At 68.3% G+C, this 19,237-nt stretch carries 15 protein-coding genes, 1 pseudogene and 1 riboswitch; of the genes and pseudogenes, 10 read left to right on the top strand and 6 right to left on the bottom strand.

Going from position 1 to position 19,237, the window contains the following annotated elements; all coding sequences use genetic code 11:
* Positions 1 to 34: 34 nt before the first annotated feature.
* Positions 35 to 439, bottom strand: coding sequence for a hypothetical protein (locus ACVOK1_RS12790; RefSeq protein WP_481562280.1), 405 nt, complete (start codon positions 437 to 439; stop codon positions 35 to 37).
* An 80-nt stretch (positions 440 to 519) separates the two neighbouring features.
* Here ACVOK1_RS12790 and ACVOK1_RS12785 point away from each other — a divergent pair, with 80 nt between their 5' ends.
* Both ACVOK1_RS12785 and ACVOK1_RS12780 read left to right on the top strand, forming a co-directional pair.
* Positions 520 to 885 (top strand): MerR family transcriptional regulator, encoded by a 366-nt coding sequence (locus tag ACVOK1_RS12785; protein ID WP_200752284.1) that lies wholly within the window; start codon positions 520 to 522, stop codon positions 883 to 885.
* Between the two features lie 106 nt (positions 886 to 991).
* Entirely contained in the window at positions 992 to 3,118 is a 2,127-nt protein-coding gene (locus ACVOK1_RS12780) for a methyl-accepting chemotaxis protein (RefSeq protein ID WP_481562279.1), read from the top strand.
* 54 nt (positions 3,119 to 3,172) lie between these two features.
* On the opposite strand, the gene ACVOK1_RS12775 is transcribed toward ACVOK1_RS12780, so the two are convergent.
* Positions 3,173 to 3,952, bottom strand: coding sequence for a hypothetical protein (locus tag ACVOK1_RS12775; protein WP_481562278.1), 780 nt, complete (start codon positions 3,950 to 3,952; stop codon positions 3,173 to 3,175).
* 112 nt (positions 3,953 to 4,064) lie between these two features.
* On the opposite strand from ACVOK1_RS12775, the gene ACVOK1_RS12770 reads away from it, so the two are divergent.
* Positions 4,065 to 4,859 carry a hypothetical protein gene (locus tag ACVOK1_RS12770; protein ID WP_481562277.1) on the top strand — a complete coding sequence of 265 codons (795 nt, stop codon included), beginning with the start codon at positions 4,065 to 4,067 and terminating at the stop codon, positions 4,857 to 4,859.
* A gap of 8 nt (positions 4,860 to 4,867) precedes the next feature.
* Complete coding sequence (locus ACVOK1_RS12765) at positions 4,868 to 5,560, top strand: alpha/beta fold hydrolase (protein WP_481562276.1); 693 nt, start codon at positions 4,868 to 4,870, stop codon at positions 5,558 to 5,560.
* 12 nt (positions 5,561 to 5,572) lie between these two features.
* Here the strand turns inward: ACVOK1_RS12765 and ACVOK1_RS12760 are convergent.
* Together ACVOK1_RS12760 and ACVOK1_RS12755 are read right to left on the bottom strand one after the other, a co-directional pair.
* Positions 5,573 to 5,761: pseudogene (locus tag ACVOK1_RS12760) on the bottom strand (hypothetical protein); the annotation flags it as partial.
* Positions 5,762 to 5,784: 23 nt separating this feature from the next.
* Complete coding sequence (locus ACVOK1_RS12755) at positions 5,785 to 7,884, bottom strand: catalase (RefSeq protein ID WP_481562275.1); 2,100 nt, start codon at positions 7,882 to 7,884, stop codon at positions 5,785 to 5,787.
* A 118-nt stretch (positions 7,885 to 8,002) separates the two neighbouring features.
* On the opposite strand from ACVOK1_RS12755, the gene ACVOK1_RS12750 reads away from it, so the two are divergent.
* The 3 genes from ACVOK1_RS12750 (at position 8,003) to ACVOK1_RS12740 (ending at position 10,703) form a co-directional block, all read left to right on the top strand.
* Entirely contained in the window at positions 8,003 to 8,737 is a 735-nt protein-coding gene (locus ACVOK1_RS12750; protein WP_108769614.1) for an AraC family transcriptional regulator, read from the top strand.
* A gap of 81 nt (positions 8,738 to 8,818) precedes the next feature.
* Entirely contained in the window at positions 8,819 to 10,189 is a 1,371-nt protein-coding gene (locus ACVOK1_RS12745) for an amino acid permease (protein ID WP_108769613.1), read from the top strand.
* A 103-nt stretch (positions 10,190 to 10,292) separates the two neighbouring features.
* Positions 10,293 to 10,703 carry a VOC family protein gene (locus ACVOK1_RS12740; protein ID WP_481562274.1) on the top strand — a complete coding sequence of 137 codons (411 nt, stop codon included), beginning with the start codon at positions 10,293 to 10,295 and terminating at the stop codon, positions 10,701 to 10,703.
* Positions 10,704 to 10,814: 111 nt separating this feature from the next.
* Here ACVOK1_RS12740 and gcvP read toward each other — a convergent pair whose 3' ends face one another.
* Positions 10,815 to 13,682 (bottom strand): aminomethyl-transferring glycine dehydrogenase, encoded by a 2,868-nt coding sequence (gene gcvP, locus ACVOK1_RS12735; protein ID WP_481562273.1) that lies wholly within the window; start codon positions 13,680 to 13,682, stop codon positions 10,815 to 10,817.
* A 62-nt stretch (positions 13,683 to 13,744) separates the two neighbouring features.
* Positions 13,745 to 13,847, bottom strand: a riboswitch (glycine riboswitch).
* A 308-nt stretch (positions 13,848 to 14,155) separates the two neighbouring features.
* On the opposite strand from gcvP, the gene ACVOK1_RS12730 reads away from it, so the two are divergent.
* From ACVOK1_RS12730 to ACVOK1_RS12720, 3 genes are all read left to right on the top strand, one after another.
* Positions 14,156 to 15,382, top strand: a complete 1,227-nt coding sequence (locus ACVOK1_RS12730; protein WP_481562272.1) for a multidrug effflux MFS transporter — start codon at positions 14,156 to 14,158, stop codon at positions 15,380 to 15,382.
* A gap of 139 nt (positions 15,383 to 15,521) precedes the next feature.
* Positions 15,522 to 16,415, top strand: a complete 894-nt coding sequence (locus ACVOK1_RS12725) for a siderophore-interacting protein (protein ID WP_481562271.1) — start codon at positions 15,522 to 15,524, stop codon at positions 16,413 to 16,415.
* Between the two features lie 82 nt (positions 16,416 to 16,497).
* Entirely contained in the window at positions 16,498 to 16,902 is a 405-nt protein-coding gene (locus tag ACVOK1_RS12720; RefSeq protein WP_481562270.1) for a hypothetical protein, read from the top strand.
* 121 nt (positions 16,903 to 17,023) lie between these two features.
* Here ACVOK1_RS12720 and ACVOK1_RS12715 read toward each other — a convergent pair whose 3' ends face one another.
* Positions 17,024 to 18,988 carry a M2 family metallopeptidase gene (locus ACVOK1_RS12715; protein ID WP_200753683.1) on the bottom strand — a complete coding sequence of 655 codons (1,965 nt, stop codon included), beginning with the start codon at positions 18,986 to 18,988 and terminating at the stop codon, positions 17,024 to 17,026.
* Positions 18,989 to 19,237: the final 249 nt, after the last annotated feature.

Below are 19,237 nucleotides of genomic sequence, written 5' to 3'. Positions count from 1 at the left end.
AACACCGGCGTGTTGCTGAGCGGCAGATGAGCGCTCAACGCGTGGGGTGATCCTCGATGCGCCAGCTCTGCAGCACGCCGAAGCCGATCTCGGCCACGGTGAACAGCAGCAGGATCGCACTGGCGCCGTGCAGTACCGCATACACCTGCCACAGCGCGAACAGCCAGCGTGCGGCGGCATCCAGCCGGCCCAGCAGCACGCTGGGGGCAAGCACGCGGGCCAGCGACCACATCACCACCACCGAGCCGAGCAGGTTGGCCAGCAGCATGTGCAGCGGGTCCAGCGCGGGCACCTGGCCGGGCAGCTGCCAGGCCTGGGCCAGCGCCGCCATCGCCGCATGCAGCGGTGCGAAGGTCCAGGGCAGGGCGAAGGGCAGGGTGACCACCAGGTCGTAGAACGCACTGGCGCGGACGATGCGGAGGTAGCGGGAGATAAGCATGGACGCCTTCAACAGGGGAAAGAGGGCGTACTGTCAGGGCTGAAGTAAACTTCAAGGTCAAGCGTTTTCTGGAACCCCCCATGCAGATTGGAGAGCTGGCCCAGGCCTGCGGCCTGTCGCGCGAAGCCCTGCGTTTCTATGAGAAGCAGGGCCTGATCGGCGCGCGGCGCCTGGCCAATGGCTACCGCGACTACCCCGAGGAAACGGCGATGCTGGTGCACTACATCCGCACCGCCCAGCAGCTCGGCTTCACCCTGGCCGAGATCGGCCAGCGCCTGCCCAGGCTGTGGGAGCAGGCCGATGCCGGCCCGCTGCTGGCGGCCGCGCTGCAGGAAAAGCTCGCCGACATCGATGCCCGCATCGCCGCGCTCGGCGCCCTGCGCCAGGACCTGGCCACGCGCCTGGCCAGCGCCTGTCCACTGCAGCCACACGAGGTCGCTGGCTGAACGAAGAATGTGAACCGCCACCGAAGCGTCGGCGGTTGCACGGTCAAGGAGCACGGGCGGCGGGCCGATAAGGGCGCATCCCCTCCACGTTTGGATTCCCCCCCCCATGAACTACTTGAGGAATGTCAGGGTCGCCTGGCGTCTTGGCCTTGGCTTTGGCCTGTTGCTGCTGCTGGTGGCTGCCGTGGTCACCATCGGTGCCACCGCCACGGCCGTGCAGAAGCACGCCATGCAGCAGGTGGTCGAGGTCAGCGTAGCCAAGGTGCGACTGCTGTCGGAAATGCTCGATGCCAACAACCAGATGATGGTCGTTCGCCGCGAGATGCTGATCCGCCAGGGTGACGCGCGCGAGGCCGACGAGCAACGCATCGCCGACCTGGTCAAGCGCTACGAAACCAGCTGGACCGCCTACCAGGCACTGCCCGGCGATGCCGATGGCAAGGCGATGGGCGAGGCCATCGCGGCCATGCGTGCGGTTGCGCGCCCGCTCAACAAGCAGACCAGTGAACTGATGGCGCAGGGCGACTTCCCCGGCGCCATCGCGTTGACCCTGGGCCCGGTGCAGGAGGCCGCAAATGGCTGGAACAAGGCGCTGGCCGATGGCGTGGCCTTCGAAGAGAAGGAAAGCCGCGAGGCGGCCGCCGAAGCGATCCGTCTCGGCGAGCGCAGCCTGCTGCAGCTGCTGGTGCTGGGCGGCGTAGCGCTGCTGGTCGGCATCGCCGCCTCGGTGATGATCGGCCGCAGCCTGACCGGCCCGCTGGCGCGTGCGGTGCAGCTGGCGCAGCGGCTCTCCAAGGGTGAGCTGGACCAGTCCTTCCACCTGGGTGGCCGCGATGAACTGACCCAGCTGGGCGAGGCCATGGGCAGCGTGCGGCAGAGCGTGCAGGCCGCCATCGGCGCGCAGCTGCAGATGGCCGAGCAGCACGAGGCCGGTGCCATCGGCTATCGCATGGATGCCAGCGCCTTCCCCGGCGATTTCGGCCGCATGGTGCAGGCCACCAACAGCCTGGTGGAATCGCACGTGCAGGTGGAACTGCTGATGGCCGAAGTCATGCAGCGCTACGCGATCGGCGATCTCAGCCGCGACCTGCCGCAGTATCCCGGCGAGAAGGGCGCGTTCACCCGCACCCTGGCCGCGGTGAAGCAGAGCCTGATGGCGATCAGCGCCCAGATCGACACGCTGGCCCGGGCCGCCGGCGCGGGCGATTTCAGCGTGCGCGGCGATGCCGAGGCGTTCCAGTTCCAGTATCGCGCGATGGTCGAACACCTCAACGCGATGATGGCCAGTTCGCAGGCCAGCATCGCCGATGTCTCCGACGTGCTGCGCGCGATTTCGCACGGCAACCTGACCGCGCGCATGGACGGTGACTACGAGGGTGTTTTCGCCCGCATGCGCGACGATGCCAACACCACCACCGCGCAGCTGACCGGCATCGTCCGTGGCATCCAGGTGGCGGCCGACAGCATCAACAACGCCGCGCAGGAACTGGCCGCCGGCAACAGCGATCTCTCGCGCCGTACCGAACAGCAGGCAGCGAATCTGGAAGAAGCCGCCGCTTCGATGGAAGAGCTGACCTCCACCGTGCGCCAGAACGCCGACCTGGCCCGCCAGGCCGACAGCGAAGCGCATGCGGCCGGTGCGGCCGTGCGCGAAACCGAGCAGGCGATGGCGCAGATGGCAACGGTGATGGGTGAGATCGACCAGTCGTCGGCGCGCATCTCGGAGATCTCCACGGTGATCGACGGCATCGCGTTCCAGACCAACATCCTGGCGCTGAACGCTGCGGTGGAAGCGGCGCGTGCCGGTGAGCAGGGCCGTGGTTTTGCCGTGGTCGCCAGTGAAGTGCGCACTCTGGCGCAGCGTGCGGGTGTGGCCGCCAAGGAGATCAAGGAACTGATCGAGGATGCCGCCGCCAAGGTGCAGAGCGGGCTGGCCGTGACCGTGCAGTCCGAAGCGGCGATCGCCCGCCTGGCCCACGCGAGTTCGCGCACCAACCAGCTGATGAGCGATATCGCTGCGGCCAGCAAGGAACAGGCCGCTGGCATCGAACAGGTCAACCAGGTGGTGGTGCAGATGGACCAGGTGACCCAGCAGAACGCGGCTCTGGTGGAAGAGGCGACCGCGGCCAGCCGCGCGCTGGAAGAGCAGGCCAACGCGCTGACCACCTCGGTGTCGGTGTTCCAGATCGAGCAGGACGGTGCAGCCCGCGCCGTGGTGGCGCGCGCGGCCTGATCTTCGACAAGGGCCCGCAGGGAGCTGCCACGCGTCCGCGCGCGTGGCAGCTGCTCAGTCCTGCACGCGGTGGATGTGGCCGTCCTCGATCTTCCAGATTGCATCCTCGCCCGTGGTGACGTACAGCGGCGAGCGGGCCCAGAGGCTCCAGAACACGTGCACTTCGGTGGGTGTCGGGTCGAGCATGTGGGTGACGATCATTGCCGCATTGCGCCGCGCACGCTTCAGCTGGATGCAGCTGCGGGTGAACGCGCGCTGCGAGGTGATCCGGCCCTGCGCGATGTCGAACCGATAGCTGCCGCCCAGCGGGACCGCGGCAGGGTCGGTGGTGGCCGGCAGCAGGTAGACCGTCCATGCATCGTTGGTCGCGCCGGGCGCGGGCAGCACCACGCTGTTGTAGCGCTTCGCGCAGGCATCGATGCGGCTCTGCGTCGCCAGCGCCCGGGCAGCCGCGGCACCGGCCTGGTAGGCGGTAGGGGCCGCCGGAACCGCCAGCGCCTCGGTCGCGCCGGCCAGGTTCCCCTGCGCATCGGTGGTGGCCCGGTACAGCACCACGTCACCTTCGCCGATCATGCTGACCTCGTAGCGGTTGTCCTTCGGCTCGGTGATCCAGCCCCGTACCCGGCTGTCGCCGCGCATTCCCTTCTTGAGCAGGGCATCGGTCGCGCGCTCGGCGGCCAGGTCATGCTCGAACATTTCCCGGCCCCGCGTTTCCGCCTGTGCGAGGGCCTGCGCGGTCGCCGCATCGTCCACGGGCGGGCTGGCGGCGGAAACGGCAGGTGCCGCGATGCAGGCCCACGCCAGCAGTGCCAGCATCATCATTCTTCGGGTCATGGTCGGTCTCATGCGCCGCGTCCTGCGGCAGGCTGGAGTATGCCGCAGACCAGCGGTCTACCACCCGTCCGCAATTTCGGCGATGCTCGCTGCAGACACCGGGGGAGGGAGCATGGACAGCAACGAGACCGAAGGCGCCTACGGCGACGTGCCACGGATGCAGGGCACGGCCGCGCCCGCCATGCCGCCCGCCGAGGTGCCGACCGACTGGTCGATGCTGCCGCTGACCCGTGGCGATGATGATTCGGCGGTGATGCAGGCGCTGCGCCGCATGCGCCGTGAGCCGGCCCTGCTGTTCACCGTGGCCTATCTGCTGGTCTCGCTGCTCGGGCTGTGGTGCAGCTTCTGGTTCTACCGGGGCTTCAAGCTGTCGATCCTGGATTACCTGCAGCCCAGCGATTTCCTGGTGGCCGGCATCCGCGACCCGGCGTACGTGCTGCTGCTGGCCTCTGGCGTGTTGCTGGTGCTGGTGGTGACCTGGCCGGAAACGCTGCGCATGCGCAATGCCGCCAAGCTGGAACAGCTGCGCGCGCGCAACTGGGCGTGGCGCGCGGTGCTGACACGCTCGGCACTGACCAGCTGGGAGGGCGTAGGCCTGCGCCCGCTGACCGCGATGACCCTGGCCGTGGCCACGTTCATGGCGCTGGGCGCGGCGAACTACGTGACGGTGCGCGGTGAGCAGATCCGCAACGCCGGCAGCGGCGAAGTGATCCGCCTGCAGTTGAACGGCGATCCGGCACCGCTGCCGGGTACCGCACGTCTGCTCGGCTCCAGCAGCGCGTTCCTGTTCGTCTGGTGGCCGCAGCAGCGGCGTGCCGAAGCCATTCCGATCGCGGCGGTGCGCACGCTGCAGGCGGTCACCGTGGCGGCGCCTGCGCCGCCCGCCGCACCTGGGCCCGGCAGTTGAACCCGCCGGTGCGCCCCCGTGTGCTGATGCTGCCCGGCCTGGACGGTGGCGTGGGCATGTCGGGCGCGTTCCTCGAAGCCGTGCGCGCGCACGGACTGGATGCAGAGGCGCTGTCCCTGCCCATACACGGGGCGCAGGATTATCCGAGCCTGGTCGCATGGCTGCAGCCGCAGCTTCCGCGGCAGCCGTGGGTGCTGCTGGCCGAATCGTTTGCTGGCCCGCTGGCGGTGCAGATCGCCGCGCAGGCGCCCGCCGGCCTGCGTGGGCTGGTGCTCAGCACCACGTTCGCGCGACGGCCGGTGCCGGTGCCTGCCGCGAGCGCGGTGGCGCTGTCCGCGGCATGGCCGTTGCCGCCGCGGCCGGTGATGGCGCGGGTGCTGCTCGGTCAGTGGCGGACGCCGCAGAACGTACAGGCGCTGCGCCAGGCCCTGGCCGATGTGCCGAGCCGCGTGCTGCGGCAACGGGCCGCCAGCACATTGCGCGTGGACGTGCGTGCGCTGCTGCCGCGGATCGCCGTGCCCACGCTGTACCTGCAGGCGCGGCAGGACCGGTTGCTGTGGCCGCCCAGTGTTGCCGAACTGCAGGCGCTGTTGCCCGAAGCGCGCCAGGTCGCGCTGCAGGGGCCGCACCTGCTGCTGCAGGCGCGACCCGAACAGGCGGCCGAAGTCGTGGCGCGCTGGGTGAACGGGCTGCCTGGCTGAGGGTCAGCTGTCGGCCGCTTTCTTCGCTGCCTTGCGGCCGCTGCCGCTGCGCTTGCCACCGCCATCCTGCTTGTTGACGGTGGCCCAGGCGATGCGTTCGGCGGTGCTTTCACTGGCGCCGCGCTCGCGTTCGCTTTCCTCGATGTGCTCGGCCTGACGCTTCTGCTTGTCGGTGTAGGCGGATTTGTCACCACGTGGCATGTCGCTTCTCCTGTGAGGGTCGGTCAGGCCAGCAGGCGCAGCTTCGGTTCGCGCGTCCACTGGCGGGTGGCCGCGGCGGCGAGGAAGGCCTTGGCGTCTTCCGCTTCGACGATGCCGGCATCGTTGCCCACGCGTGCCGCCTTCAGCAGCGCCTGGCCGCCGGCATCGCTGGCGATGGCCTTCAGGTGCGCCCACGCATGGCTGACGAACTCGACCGCGGCGGCTTCCCTGGCCAGCGCCTTGGCGCCCTCTGCACTGAGCACCACGGCCACGGCGTCGAACACGGCCGAGGGCGTGCCGGCCAGCTGGCCATCGGCGGCCTGCCGCTTGCCGTCGCTGAGCGTGGCACCGCCCACTTTCGGCGCTACCAGCTTCACCTCGGCACCGGCTTTCTGCGCGGCCTTGCGCAGGCTTGCGATCAGCCCCGCATCGGAGCCCTCATCGAACAGGATGCCGATGCAGCGCCCCTGCAGCGTGTCTTTCGTGCGGCCGATGATGCGCACCTCGGGAACAGCGGGCATGTCCTGTGCCGGCGTCGCGGTCGGCGCGGCGTCGGGCAGCTCGGCGAGGGCGAGGCCATCGGCCACGCGCCTGGCCAATGATTCGTCGATGTTGCGCAGGTGGCTGACGGTACGCACGCGCACCTTCAGCGTTTCCACCTTGGACAGCTCGAATACCAGCGCCGAGGCGAGGTGCGCCTGCTCCGGCGTTTCCAGGCTGCGGAAGAACGCACGCGCCTGGCTGTAGTGGTCCGCAAAGCTCGCCGCACGCGTGCGTCCCTTGCGTCCGTCGTCGGCGGTTGCATGGCTGCGGAAGCCAGCCGGGGTTTCGCGCGGGCTGTCGTCTTCCAGCGAGCTCGGGTCGTAGGCCACGCGCCCCTTCGGCACCTGCATCTGCATGTGGCCGTCGCGCTGGTGGTTGGCGAACGGGCACTTCGGCGCATTGACCGGAATCTGGTGGAAGTTCGGCCCACCCAGGCGGATCAGCTGCGTGTCCAGGTACGAGAACAGCCGGCCCTGCAGCAGCGGGTCGTTGCTGAAGTCGATGCCCGGCGGCACGTTGGCGGGGCAGAACGCCACCTGCTCAGTCTCGGCGAAGAAATTGTCAGGCCAGCGATCCAGCACCATCCGCCCGATCACCTTCAGCGGCACCAGCGACTCGGGAATGGTCTTGGTCGGATCGAGGTGATCGAACGGGAACGCCTCGGCCTCTTCCTCGGTGAACAGCTGCACGGCCAGCTCCCATTCGGGGTAGTCGCCGCGCTGGATCGCCTCGAACAGGTCGCGCCGATGGAAATCGTTGTCGGCCGCCTGCAATTTCAGCGCTTCGTCCCACACGGTGGACTGGATGCCCAGCTTCGGCCGCCAGTGGAACTTGACGAAGGTGGACTCGCCGGCCTCGTTCAACAGGCGGAAGCTGTGCACGCCGAAGCCCTCGATCATGCGCAGCGAACGCGGAATGCCACGGTCGCTCATCGCCCACATGATCATGTGCATCGATTCGGGCATCAGCGAGATGAAATCCCAGAACGTGTCATGCGCGCTGGCGGCCTGCGGGAACGCACGGTCCGGCTCCATCTTGACCGCATGCACGAGGTCGGGAAACTTCATCGCATCCTGGATGAAGAACACCGGGATGTTGTTGCCCACCAGATCCCAGTTGCCTTCGGGGGTGTAGAACTTGACCGCGAAGCCACGCACGTCGCGCGGGGTGTCGACCGAACCGGCGCCGCCGGCCACGGTGGAAAAGCGGGTGAACACCGGCGTTTTCGTGCCGACCTCGGTCAGCACGCGGGCGCGGGTGTACTTCGCCAGCGAACGGGTCAGCTCAAAGTAGCCATGGGCCGCGCTGCCGCGCGCATGCACGATGCGTTCGGGAATGCGCTCATGGTCGAAGTGGGTGATCTTCTCGCGGAGGATGAAATCCTCCAGCAGGGTGGGGCCGCGCGGGCCCTCGCGCAGTGAGTTCTGGTTGTCGGCCACCGGAATGCCCTGCGCGGTGGTCATCGGCGGATGCGTGCCGCCGGCCTGCAGGTGCAGTTCGTCACCCTCGCCGCGCTGCTGGGTCTGGGTGGTCTTGGACGGGGCGGGTGCGCGCTTGCCGGTCGGCTTGCTGGCGGCCATCGGGGGTTTCTCCGGGGTACGTGGGGGGGCAGACCATGACAGTCGCTCCCGGGCCGTTAACCCATGGTCCGCCGCGGGTGAACGTACAGGCAAAACCGGGCTCGGGTATGCTTGCCGCATGCGAGTCGAGCCCACCGACATCGAAGCCCTGTTCGACGCCATTCCGGACGTGCTGTTCTTCATGAAGGACCGCCAGGGCCGCTACACCCACGTCAACCAGACCATGCTGCGGCGGCTGGGCCTGCGTGCGCGCAAGGATGTCATCGGCCGTACCGCTGCCGAGATCTACCCGACCGGCCTCAGCGCGGACTACGTCGACCAGGACGCGCGCGTGCTGTCCGGCGAGGTGATCGAGAACCTGATGGAGCTGCACCTGTTCGCCAACCGCGAACCGGGCTGGTGCCTGACCTGCAAGCGGCCGCTGCTGGTGGACGGCAGCATCCAGGGCCTGATCGGCATCTCCCGCGACCTGGGCCAGAAGGACAGCCTGGGCAGCCAGTACGAGCAGCTGCGCCTGGCCCTGGCCCACCTCAACGCGCACTACGCCGAGAACGTGCGCATGCAGACCCTGCTGGACATCACCGGCTTCTCGCTGTCCAAGCTCGAGCGCAGCTTCCGCAAGGTGTTCCAGATGACCCCGCAGCAGGTGCTGACCCGGCTGCGCATCCAGATGGCCATGCACCTGCTGCACGGCGACGACAGCATCGCCTGCATCGGCCAGGCCTGCGGTTTCAGCGACCAGAGCGCGTTCACCCGCAAATTCAAGGCTGAAACCGGTTTCTCGCCGCGCGCCTACCGGGCGCGTATTGGAGAGAATGTCGATGCCACTGTCGGCGAAGCCATGCTGCCCTGAGCGGTCTGCTGCACTGTGCCTATCCCCGTGGGTGGGGGACAATGTAAGGTGACGCCCCTGTAGCCGCCGCCAGTCCCGCCGATGCCCGCCAGCCCCGTTACGCCTGCCTCGTCTTCCCGCCTCGGCCATTCGCTGAAGCCGCGCCAGCTGATCATGATGGGCCTGGGCAGCGCGATCGGCGCCGGCCTGTTCCTCGGTTCCGGCGTAGGCGTGCAGGCGGCCGGCCCGGCCGTGCTGGTGTCCTATCTCGTCGCCGGCGCGCTGGTGATCATCGTGATGAACGCCCTGGGCGAAATGGCGGCGGCCAAGCCGACCAGCGGCGCGTTCTCGGTGTACGCGGCCGATGCCATGGGAGCCACCGCGGGTGCCACCGTGGGCTGGCTGTGGTGGGTGCAGCTGGTCATCGTCATCGCCGCCGAAGCGGTGGGTGCGGCCGGCCTGCTGGCCACGGTCTGGCCGGTGATACCGGTGCCGATGGCGGCGCTGGCCTTCATGCTGTTCTTCACCGCGATCAACCTGCTCGGGGTGAAGAATTTCGGCGAGTTCGAATTCTGGTTCGCCATCCTCAAGGTGGCCGCCATCCTGGCCTTCATCGCGATCGGTATCGCCCTGCTGATGGGCTGGCTGCCGCAGGTGGCCTCGCCGGGGCTGAGCAATTTCACCCAGCACGGCGGCTTCGCGCCCAAGGGCCTGGCCGGCATCGGCGCGGCCCTGCTGGTGGTGGTGTTCGCCTTCGGCGGCACCGAGATCGTGGCGGTGGCGGCGGCCGAGACCGAAGACCCCGAGCGCAGCATCGCCCGTGCCATCCGCACCGTGGCCTGGCGCATCCTCGTGTTCTACATCGGCTCGCTCAGCGTGATCATCGCCGTGGTGCCGTGGACCAGCGAGTCGCTGAAGTCGCCGTTTGCCGCGGTGCTCGCGGTCGCCAATATTCCGGGCGCGGCCACGGCTATCACCCTGATCGCGGTGATCGCACTGCTGTCGGCGCTCAATGCCAACCTCTACGGCGCCTCGCGCATGATCTATTCGCTGGCGCAGCGCCGTGAGGCACCGGCCGTGCTGGGCTGGACCGACCCGCGCCAGGTGCCGGTGATCGCCGTGCTGGCCAGCGTGCTGTTCGGGTTTGCCGCCACCATCATGGAGCTGCTGTTCCCTGACAAGGTGCTGCCAGTGCTGCTGAACATCGTCGGCTCCACCTGCCTGCTGGTGTGGACGCTGTCGCTGGTCTCGCAGCTGGTGCTGCGCCGCCGGGCCGACCGCCTGGGCACCCGCCTGCCGTTCCGCATGGCCGGCTTCCCGTGGCTGACGGTGTGTGCGCTGGGCATCCTGGCGCTGATCTTCGGCCTGCTGCTGAGTGAAGCGCACACGCGCCTGCAGTTCCTTTCGATGGTGGCGCTGACCGCCGTCATCGCCGCCGGCAGCGCCATCGCCCGGCGCATGCGCGAAGCCTGATCGGTGCTGCCGGCCAGCGGCCGGCACTACCACGGGGGCTGCACATCCGCCGTGCCATCCTGATCGCGTGGGCCGTCACCGGCCTGTCGAACAGGAGTACCGCATGCTGCGCAGTCGCCCGTTCCTGATGTTCACCGGCCAGGCCGAGGCCGCCATGGCCCTGTACTCCGACGCCTTCGCCGATTTCCGCCTGCTGGCCCTGCAGCACCACCCTGAAGGTGCCGGCGCCGGCGTGCCCGGCCAGGTGCGCCAGGCCATCTTCCTGCTGGGGGGCACGCACTACCTGTGCTTCGACAGCCTGGACGTGCACGACTTCACCTTCAGTCCCTCGATCTCGCTGTTCGTCGAATGCGCCGGCAGCGAGCAGTTCGAGCGTGCGGCACGCGTGCTGGGCGAGGGCGGGCACTGGCTGATGCCGGTGGGCGACTACGATTTCAGCAACCGCTACGGCTGGGTGCAGGACCGCTACGGCGTGTCGTGGCAGCTGAGCCTGGGGCAGATGCCCGACCCGTGAGATCGCGGCATCCACGCATGGCGTGGATCTACTGGAGAATGCGCCACGTGTTGATGGAAACAAGAACGGCCCGCTTGCGCGGGCCGTTCCGTTTACCGGTCAATCGAGCGCTTACGCCTCGACTTCGTCGTCCTTGTAGGCATCGACCGGGATGCAGGCGCACATCACGTTCTTGTCGCCGTACACGTTGTCGACGCGGGCCACCGGCGGCCAGTACTTCTGCAGCTTCAGGCTGGGCAGCGGGAAGGCGGCCAGCTCACGCGGGTAGGCGTGGGTCCACTCGCTGGCAGTCACCGCCGTCGCGGTGTGCGGGGCGTTCTTCAGCGGGTTGTCCTCGCGGTCCAGGCGGCCGTCTTCGATCGCGCGGATTTCCTCGCGGATCTGGATCATCGCGTCGATGAAGCGGTCCAGCTCGTGCAGCGATTCGCTCTCGGTCGGCTCGACCATCAGCGTGCCGGCCACCGGGAAGCTCAGGGTCGGCGCATGGAAGCCGAAGTCGATCAGGCGCTTGGCCACGTCCTCGGCACCGATGCCGCTGGTCTTCTCCAGCGGGCGCACGTCGAGGATGCACTCGTGCGCCACCAGGCCGTTGCGGCCGGTGTACAGCGTCTTGAAGTGCGGGGCCAGGCGCTTGGCGATGTAGTTGGCGTTGAGCTGGGCCACCTGGGTGGCCTTGCGCAGGCCTTCGCTGCCCATCATGGCGATGTACATCCAGCTGATCGGCAGGATCGAGGCGCTGCCGAAGCTGGCCGCGCTGACCATGCCGACCGGGCCGTTGTCACCCAGCTTGCCCGGCAGGAACGGTGCCAGGTGTTCCTTCACCGCACACGGGCCGACGCCCGGGCCACCGCCGCCGTGCGGGATGCAGAAGGTCTTGTGCAGGTTCAGGTGGGAAACGTCCGAACCCCACTTGCCCGGCTTGGCCACGCCGACCAGGGCGTTCATGTTGGCGCCGTCGGTGTACACCTGGCCGCCGTGCTGGTGGATGATCTCGCAGATCTCGACCACTTCCTCCTCGAACACGCCGTGCGTGGACGGGTAGGTAATCATGATCGCGGCCAGGCGATCGCTGTACTTCTCGGCGTTGACGCGGATGTCTTCGACATCGACGTTGCCGTTGGCATCGGTCTTGGTGACCACGACCTTCATGCCGCACATCTGTGCCGAGGCCGGGTTGGTGCCGTGCGCCGAATCCGGGATCAGGCAGATGTCACGGTGGTCCTCACCGCGCGAGCGGTGGTAGGCGCGGATCGCCAGCAGGCCGGCGTACTCACCCTGCGCGCCCGAGTTCGGCTGCAGGCTGACCGCGTCGTAGCCGGTGCATTCGACCAGCATCGCTTCCAGCGTCTCGATCAGTTCCTTGTAGCCCAGCGCCTGGTCGGCCGGCACCAGCGGGTGGATCTGCGAGAACTCCGGCCAGGTCACCGGGATCATCTCGGCGGTGGCGTTGAGCTTCATGGTGCACGAGCCCAGCGGGATCATCGTGCGGTCCATTGCCAGGTCCTTGTCGGCCAGCGAACGCAGGTAGCGCAGCAGCTCGTGCTCGCTGTGGTGGGTGTTGAACACCGGGTGGGTCAGGAACGCGGACTGGCGCAGCAGGGCAGACGGCAGCGCGTCGGCGGTGCTGGCATCGAGCGCGTCCACATCGGCCTGCGCACCGAACACGGCGGCCAGGGCGACGATATCGGCGCGGGTAGCGGTCTCATCCAGGCTGATGCCGACCGAGTCGCTGTCGATCGCGCGCAGGTTGTAACCGGCGGCGCGCGCCTTGGCGTGGATCTCATCGGCATGCACGCCGGTGATGTGCAGGGTGTCGAAGAAGTCGCCACCGACCTGCACGCCGGCGCTGCGCAGCGACGCGGCCAGGATCGAGGCCAGGCGGTGGGTCCGGCGGGCGATGCGGGCCAGGCCTTCCGGACCGTGGTAGACGGCGTACATCGAGGCCATGACCGCCAGCAGCACCTGCGCGGTGCAGATGTTGGAGGTGGCCTTCTCGCGGCGGATGTGCTGCTCGCGGGTCTGCAGGGTCAGGCGGTAGGCCGGCTTGCCTTCGGCATCGATGGAGACGCCGATCAGGCGGCCCGGCATCGAGCGCTTGTAGGCATCACGGCAGGCCATGAACGCAGCGTGCGGGCCGCCGAAACCGAACGGCACGCCGAAGCGCTGGCTGTTGCCGACCACGATGTCCGCGCCCCATTCGCCGGGAGCGGCCAGCAGGGTCAGCGCCAGCAGGTCGGTGGCCACGGCCACCAGGCCGCCGCGCGCGTGCACGGCATCGACCAGCGCCTTGTAGTCGCCGACCTGGCCGAAGGTGTCCGGGTACTGCAGCAGCAGGCCGAAGGCCTCCGCTTCCAGTGCTTCGGCCGGGGTGCCCACGCGCAGCACGATGCCCATCGGCTCGGCGCGGGTGCGCAGCAGTTCCAGCGTCTGCGGGTGCACGGCGTCGTGCACGAAGAAGGTGTCCGACTTCGACTTGGCCGAACGCTTGGCCAGGGTCATCGCTTCGGCGGCGGCGGTGGCTTCGTCCAGCAGCGAGGCGTTGGCGATTTCCATGCCGGTCAGGTCGGCACACAGGGTCTGGAAGTTGATCAGCGCTTCCATGCGGCCCTGCGAGATTTCCGCCTGGTACGGGGTGTAAGCGGTGTACCAGGCCGGGTTTTCCAGGATGTTGCGCAGGATCACGTTCGGCGTGTGGGTACCGTAGTAGCCCTGGCCGATGAAGCTGCGCAGCACGGTGTTCTTGTCGGCGATCGCGCGGATCTTCGCCAGCGCCTGCACTTCGGTCATCGACTCCGGCAGCGCCAGCGGTGCGGGCGACTTGATCTTTGCCGGCACAATGGCATCGGTCATCGCATCCAGCGTGGCGTGGCCGACGACGTCGAGCATCTGCGCGATCTCGGCATCGTTGGGGCCGATGTGGCGCTCGACGAACGCGGAATGATGCTCAAGCTCACGCAGGGAGGGGGTGTTCTGGGACATGGCGAAGGATCCGTCAGGAAAGGGCACACGCACGGGCACAAGCCGCCGGTTGGCGGTCTGCGGGGCGCCCCTCTGTCCTTTTGCCTGAGAGTTTAAAAGTGCGGCTGGCCGCAGCTTCGTGCCCCTTCGGCGCCGGATCGAACCGGTCTCTCCAGAGTTCTGTTACGGGTGGTATCGGGCCTGAGCGATTACGGGCGTTGCGCCTTCGGCAGCGGTGTTCCGCTTCTCCCACCATGTTGCCCGGCGATTATAGCGGGTTGCCGCGCCTGAACACGGGCCCGGAGCGGGGGCAGGGCGCCTGCGGGCCTGAATGGCTGATGGCCCGGCCATGCGTTTTGTGCAGCGGTCGATGGCATCGGCCGCAATCCGGGCCTATCATGGCCGGATTCTCGTATTCATCTGGCGCCGTCCCTGCTGCAGGGGATCGGCGCCCGCCGTGCGTGCCACGCATGGCCCAGCCGGACGCTTTGCCGATGACCCCCGCTGTTGCCCCTTCCACCCGACGCATGGCCCTGCTGCTCGCAGGCCTGGCCATGTTCGGCCCGTTCTCGATCGACACGATCTTCCCGGCCTTCCCGCAGCTGGCCCAGCGCCTGGCGGTGGATGAAGTGGCCGTGCAGCAGACCATCAGCGTCTACCTGCTGTTCTATGCGCTGATGAGCCTGGCGCACGGGCCGCTGTCCGATGCCTGGGGCCGCAAGCGGGTGATCCTCGGCGGCCTGGTAGTGTTCATCGGCGCCTCGGTCGGCTGCGCGCTGTCCACCGACCTGAGCACGCTGCTGGTGTTCCGCGCGCTGCAGGGCCTGTCGGCCGGCGTCGGCATGATCGTCGGCCGCGCGGTCATCCGCGATCTCTACCACGGCCACGATGCGCAGCGGCTGATGAGCCAGGTATCGATGCTGTTCGGCATCGCCCCGGCCATCGCGCCGATCATCGGTGGCTGGATCCTGCTCAGTGGCGCCGGCTGGCCGCTGATCTTCTGGTTCCTGGTGGTGTTCTCGCTGCTGCTGCTGGTCTGCACCGCACGCTTCATGCCGGAGACCCACCCGGTGGCGGCTCGCGTGCCGCTGTCGCCGCGTGGCCTGCTGCGTGACTACGTGCGCATCGGCTTCAACCCGCGTTTCCTGCGCCTGGCGCTGGCCGGCAGCATCAACTTCGGCGGCATCTTCCTGTACATCGCCTCGGCGCCGGTGTTCGTCATGCAGCACCTGCACCTGGGCGAAGGTGGCTTCGCCTGGTTGTTCATTCCCACCATCGGCGGCATGACCACCGGTTCGTTCCTGTCCGGGCGCATGGCCGGGCGCACCACGCCCACCCGCCAGATCGGCATCGGTTTCACCCTCTGCGCGCTGTCGGTGCTGCTCAACGTGGGCTACGTGAGCCTGGCGCCGCAGTTCGCCCTGCCGTGGGCGGTGCTGCCGATCTTCCTCGGCGGCATGGGCATGGCGCTGATCTTCCCGATCCTGGCGCTGGCGGTGCTGGACATGTACCCGCACCAGCGCGGCCTGGCGTCGTCGCTGCAGGCGTTCATCCAGCTGATGATCAGCACCGTGGTGGCCGGCCTGGTGTCGCCGCTGCTGAGCGGCAGCCCGCTGCACCTGGCCCTGGGCCAGGTCGCCTTCTTCGCCGGCGGCTTCGTGTTCTGGTACTGGGAACACCGCCGCGAGCGCGCAGTGCAGGCAGTGGCCACGGGCCATTGAGCAGCGCGCAGGGGCAGGGCGCTGCAGCGGCGCCCAAACTCTTGCGGCAGTGACCACGCGGACTAGGCTGGGGATTCCAGCCAGCCGCTGCACGGGTTCGTGACGGCCAGCCGATCAGAAGCCGTCGCGAGGTACCCCCATGGCTGCGCAGCAGACCTACCGCCTGTTCGAGGTGGCGCTGAAGGAGCGCCGCGTCCTTTCCCCCTCCCTGCACCGCCTGGTGTTCACCGGCGCCGACGTGGCGCGGATGAAGACCGAGGGCCCGGACCAGCGGATCAAGGTATTCTTCCCCTTGCCCGGCCAGGATGCCGCGGAGGTGCCCAGCGGCGAGGACTGGTACGCCCGCTACCGCGAACTGGCGGACGACCAGCGTCCGCCGATGCGCACCTACACCCTCCGCCAGCTGCGCGCCGCGCAGGGCGAGGTCGACGTGGATTTCGTCCTGCACGGCGAGACCGGCCCGGCCTCGCGCTGGGCCGTGCACGCCCAGCCGGGTGACCGCGTGGTGCTGCTGGCCCCGGACGCCGTCTGCGCCGAGAGCAGCGAGGGCTGGGAATGGAAGCCGCCGGCCGGGGTCGGCCAGGTGCTGCTGGTGGCCGACGAGACCGCGCTGCCGGCGGTGGCCGGCATCCTCGAGGAACTGGCCGCCCAGGTCGATCCGCCGCGCGTGCTTGCGCTGCTGGAAGTGGCGGGCGAGGGCGGAGCCATCGCCTTGAAGGCACCGCCCACTGCCGAACTGGTGTGGCTGCCGCGCGGCCAGGCCGCCTACGGCCAGGCGCTGGTGGAGGCCGTGCAGGCACGGTTGGCAGCCTCGCCGGTCGTGGCGGGCGAGGCGCTGGACGAGATCGACGTGGACGCGCAGATCCTGTGGGAGCAGTCCGATGCGGGCGTGGCCGGGCCGTTCTACGCGTGGGTAGCTGGCGAGGCGGGGGCGGTGATGGCGATCCGCCGGCACCTGGTCCGCGACTGCGGGCTGGACCGGCGTGCGCTGACCTTCATGGGCTACTGGCGGCAGGGCAGGGTGCTGGACTGAACCTGCATGGTTGGCGCCCGTGAAACGGCGTCGTGGCCGGGGTGCGTTATCCTTGCGCCCCCTCGTAGCGGTATCGCCCCCCATGTCCACCACCTCCAAGACCCGCCGCGACCAGCGCCGCCGCCAGGAAGAAAAGGCTGCCAACAAGGCCGCCGCGCAGGCCTCGCCGGTGGCCTCGCCTGTCGAGCCGCATGCCGAACTGCGCGATGCGCAGCGCACGCTGCTGGCCGGCGTCGTGCGCCGCGATGGCGAATGGGTGCTGGGCATGGATGGCCGCATCGCCGGCCACAGCGAGAGTGCCGCACAGGTGCTGGCGCTGATCATGCAGGCCGGTGAACTGCACGAGCGCAAGGGCACGCCGGTGCGCCTGGTGTATTCCGATGCGCTGCGCGATGCCGCGCAGGCCGAGGCCAAGGAGAAGGGCCAGACCTTCGAGGAATACAAGGCCGAACTGGCCGCGGCGATGGCGGCGAAGAAGAACAACTGACGCCCATCGGGTAGCGCGGGGCCATGCCCGGCGAGCGCAGCGGTGCGATGAAAAGCCGCCGGGCATGGCCCGGCGCTACCGGAAACATCAGGGGCGGATCCTTGCGGACCCGCCCCTTCTTTCATTTCGCTGCCGGTGCCGCGCTGGCCTGCCAGCCGCACATCTGGCCCTGGTTCTGCTGCTTCAGCCAGTCATTGACCGGGCTGAAGTACTCGATCATCGGGCCGGCATCGAGCTTGTCACTGCCGGTCAGCTCCTTCAGCGTGGCCTGCCACGGCTGGCTGGCGCCCTTGCTCAGCATCGCCCAGTACTTCTGCCCGGCTTCCTTGTTGCCGTAGAAGGTGCACTCATGCAGCGGGCCCTTGAAACCGGCCGCATCGCACAGGCCCTTGTAGAACTGGAACTGCAGGATGCGCGCCAGGAAGTAGCGGGTGTACGGGGTGTTGCCCGGCACGTGGTACTTCGCGCCCGGATCGAAGAACTCCTCGCCACGGGTGCTGGCCGGGGCCACGCCCTGGTACTTCGCCTTCAGGTCCCACCACGCCTTGTTGTAGTTGTCCGGGGTGATCGAACCATCGAACACGCCCCAGCGCCAGCGGTCGATCATCAGGCCGAACGGCAGGAACGACACGCCCGACAGGGCCATGCGCATCTGGTTGTTGATGACCGCCTCGCGGCTCTCGGTCGGTGCGTCCACCAGGCCGATCGAGCTCAGGTACTTGGGCGTCATCGCCAGCACGATGGTGTCGCCGATCGCTTCGTGGAAGCCATCGTTGGCACCGCCCTGGAACAGCGGCGGCAGCGGGTTGTAGGCCAGGTCGTAATACAGGTGGCCCAGCTCGTGGTAGATGGTGGTGAAGTTCTCTTCGTTCGGCTTGATGCACATCTTGGTGCGCACGTCGCCTTCCATGTTCATGTCCCAGGCGCTGGCGTGGCAGACCACGTCGCGGTCATCGGGCTTGATGAACTGGGTGCGTTCCCAGTACGACTGCGGCAGCGAGGGCATGCCCAGCGACACGTAGAAATCCTGCGCGCGTTCGGTCATCTGCTTGGCGGTGCGCAGTTCGGCCTCGCGCTGCGCCTTGTACTGCGCGGCGACGTTGGCATCCTTGCCGGCCTTGGCCAGCGCCGCACTCAGGTTGGCCTGGTACTGCTTTTCCAGCGCCGCGGTGATGTCCAGGCTGCCGGCACCCGGGTACGGTTCCAGCTGGTCCCACAGGTTGGACCAGTCCTGCTGCCACATGTTGCCCATCAGGTGCGCGGCGATCAGGCCGTTGCCCACTTCGGCCTTGTCCTTGCCGTAGGTCTTGTCCAGCTTGCCGCGCGCGTAGCAGTGCAGCTGCTCGTACATCGGCTTGACCTGTTCCCACAGGCGGTCGGTTTCCGGCCCGATCTGCTCCGGCGGCATGTCGTAGCCGCTGCGCCACATCTGCCCGGCATCGGTGAAGCCCATGCCCTTGGCGCCTTCGTTGACCAGGCTGACAAACTGCTGGTAATCGCCGCGCATGCTCTTGGTGGTGCTGTGCCAGCCCTGCCAGGCATCGAGCTGCGCGTCGTAGTCGCGGCTGCGCGCCAGCACCTGTTCCAGCTCGCCGAGCTGGCGGCAGGAGTTGGGATCGTTGGCATCGGTGCAGTACTTGCCTGCGCCGTAGCTGCCTTCCATGCGGGTGGCGATCTGGGTCAGCTGGGCAAGCTTGGCCGGATCACGCGGTGCCGGCATCGAGGACATCAGCTTCAGCAGGTGGATGGCGCGCTTGCTGTCCTCGCTCATCGGCTGGCCTTCGAACTTGCCGGCCTGCTCGATCCAGCTGTTGAGCTGGGTCAGCGAGCGCTCGTTGGCCTTGGCGGCGATGCGTTCGGAATCGCTGTTGATGTAGGTGGAGGACAGCCACTGTGCCGAGGTCATCTCCGGGTAGGCGGCCTTGAATTCGGCGTTGATGCGGGCGACGAACTGGTCGGCGGTCTCGCCGGCGGGCGCGCTGGCGGTGGCGGCCTCGGTGCCGGGCGAAGGTTCCTTCTTGCAGGCGACCAGGGCCAGCGTGGCGGCGGCGATAGCCGAGGCCAGCAGGAGATGGCGGTGAGTCACGGGCGGTCCTTGGGTGGTGAACGACGGCCGAAGGCTAGTGGGCGCGAGTGCCTACCGCAAGTGGGGAAGGTTGGTGGGGTCCGGCAGGGCTGCGCCCTGCACCTGCAGAGGCCGAAGCCGAAGCAAGATCAAAAGCCTGCATTCCGTGGGATGGCGGGGCACTGTGGGTTTGCGGGGACGCCGTGAACCCGTCCATGGGGGCTTGGTCGCCGCATCCATGCGGCTCACACCCCGCAAACCCACAGTGCC

Source organism: Stenotrophomonas sp. STEN087, from assembly GCF_056759115.1.
Note: the sequence above shows the minus strand (reverse complement) of the source record. Positions and strands in the feature narration are given on the sequence as shown.

Coding starts and splice junctions, on each gene's coding strand:
- ACVOK1_RS12785 (WP_200752284.1), top strand. CDS start 520: ATGCAGATTGGAGAGCTGGCCCAGGCCTGCGGCCTGTCGCGCGAAGCC.
- ACVOK1_RS12790 (WP_481562280.1), bottom strand. CDS start 439: ATGCTTATCTCCCGCTACCTCCGCATCGTCCGCGCCAGTGCGTTCTAC.
- ACVOK1_RS12780 (WP_481562279.1), top strand. CDS start 992: ATGAACTACTTGAGGAATGTCAGGGTCGCCTGGCGTCTTGGCCTTGGC.
- ACVOK1_RS12755 (WP_481562275.1), bottom strand. CDS start 7,884: ATGGCCGCCAGCAAGCCGACCGGCAAGCGCGCACCCGCCCCGTCCAAG.
- ACVOK1_RS12750 (WP_108769614.1), top strand. CDS start 8,003: ATGCGAGTCGAGCCCACCGACATCGAAGCCCTGTTCGACGCCATTCCG.
- gcvP (WP_481562273.1), bottom strand. CDS start 13,682: ATGTCCCAGAACACCCCCTCCCTGCGTGAGCTTGAGCATCATTCCGCG.
- ACVOK1_RS12730 (WP_481562272.1), top strand. CDS start 14,156: ATGACCCCCGCTGTTGCCCCTTCCACCCGACGCATGGCCCTGCTGCTC.
- ACVOK1_RS12725 (WP_481562271.1), top strand. CDS start 15,522: ATGGCTGCGCAGCAGACCTACCGCCTGTTCGAGGTGGCGCTGAAGGAG.
- ACVOK1_RS12720 (WP_481562270.1), top strand. CDS start 16,498: ATGTCCACCACCTCCAAGACCCGCCGCGACCAGCGCCGCCGCCAGGAA.
- ACVOK1_RS12745 (WP_108769613.1), top strand. CDS start 8,819: ATGCCCGCCAGCCCCGTTACGCCTGCCTCGTCTTCCCGCCTCGGCCAT.
- ACVOK1_RS12770 (WP_481562277.1), top strand. CDS start 4,065: ATGGACAGCAACGAGACCGAAGGCGCCTACGGCGACGTGCCACGGATG.
- ACVOK1_RS12775 (WP_481562278.1), bottom strand. CDS start 3,952: ATGACCCGAAGAATGATGATGCTGGCACTGCTGGCGTGGGCCTGCATC.
- ACVOK1_RS12740 (WP_481562274.1), top strand. CDS start 10,293: ATGCTGCGCAGTCGCCCGTTCCTGATGTTCACCGGCCAGGCCGAGGCC.